The following is a 1,132-nucleotide window of genomic DNA, read 5'->3' as shown; positions in this document are numbered from 1 at the left end:
GTTTGATCAAAGCAAACGTTCCTACCCGTATATCCTTCCAGGTATCATCAAAGATCGACTCTAGAACCGTATTGGACCAGGGTGGAGCAGAGCAGCTCTTGGGTCACGGTGATATGCTATATATGCCACCAGGTAGTGGTGTGCCAATTCGTGTTCACGGTGCTTTTGTTGATGACCACGAAGTTCATAAGGTGGTTGAAGCATGGAAAGAACGCGGGCAACCTAATTATCTTGAAGAGGTTCTATCTGGTGGCGATAGCTCAGACCCCGCGGTAGCAGCCTTTGCAGAAGAAGGTGGTGGAGACAACGAACAAGATGCCTTGTTCGACCTGGCTGTAGCATTTGTTACGGAAACCAGAAGAGTATCTATCTCCTCAGTGCAGAGAAAGCTGAAGGTAGGCTATAACCGAGCTGCAAACCTGGTTGAAGCAATGGAGCAAGCTGGTGTTGTCAGTGCTGCCGGCCATAATGGATCTAGAGAAGTCCTCGCACCGCCTCCACCCAAGGACTAGAATCTATACTTTTCTGGTCGAGACAAGTTTTCTGAAGATATTCAGTAACCAGCGAATAGCTAAAAAGCCCCTTATCGAACTTACTATAGGGTAAGGGCTAATATTTGACCTTAGACCCAGATAGGATACAGTTATCTACTGTAACCCATGCTTTTCTAGGATCGCTTTTATTTCCCCCGACTCTTTGAGTTGTTTCAGACCATCGTTAAAATCATTGAGTTTTATTTGGTAGCCAGGCGAACTTCTTGAAAACATCAAGTATTGCGGATCTTTTTTTAGCGGTGGCTCAAGTGATTAGAGTTGATTTGCCATATCAGGAATTTGCGTTTTAATGATGTAATTTCCTAGTGCTTTATCTACTAATACTAAATCTATTCGGGAAGCAGATAATTTTAATAGGTTCTGTTTATCTGTCGTTACGGGGGCGAGGGTTAGGCCTGCTTCATCGAAGCCTGGTGGGTTGGCGTATCCGCGAACAACGCCGATGGTGTAGGGTTTTAGATCTGAATAACTTTGATAATTGATTTGAGCGTCTTTGCGTTTGAATAAAACTACTTTATTTGCAGGGAGCTCTGCAGAATAGGCGAAATCTTTTTCTCGATCTTTCCTGTACCAGGCGG

2 protein-coding genes are annotated in these 1,132 nt (G+C 44.4%); one reads left to right on the top strand and one right to left on the bottom strand.

Annotated elements, in window-relative coordinates; all coding sequences use genetic code 11:
- Nucleotides 1–512 (top strand): DNA translocase FtsK (locus tag A3735_RS07395; protein ID WP_304439976.1); only part of this gene is annotated, 512 nt, incomplete at its 5' end.
- Nucleotides 513–806: 294 nt separating this feature from the next.
- Here the strand turns inward: A3735_RS07395 and A3735_RS07390 are convergent.
- A partial coding sequence (locus A3735_RS07390; protein ID WP_156499498.1) for an ABC transporter substrate-binding protein occupies nucleotides 807–1,132 on the bottom strand: 326 nt, incomplete at its 5' end.

The sequence above is a fragment of the Oleiphilus sp. HI0061 genome (assembly GCF_001635675.1).
Note: the sequence above shows the minus strand (reverse complement) of the source record. Positions and strands in the feature narration are given on the sequence as shown.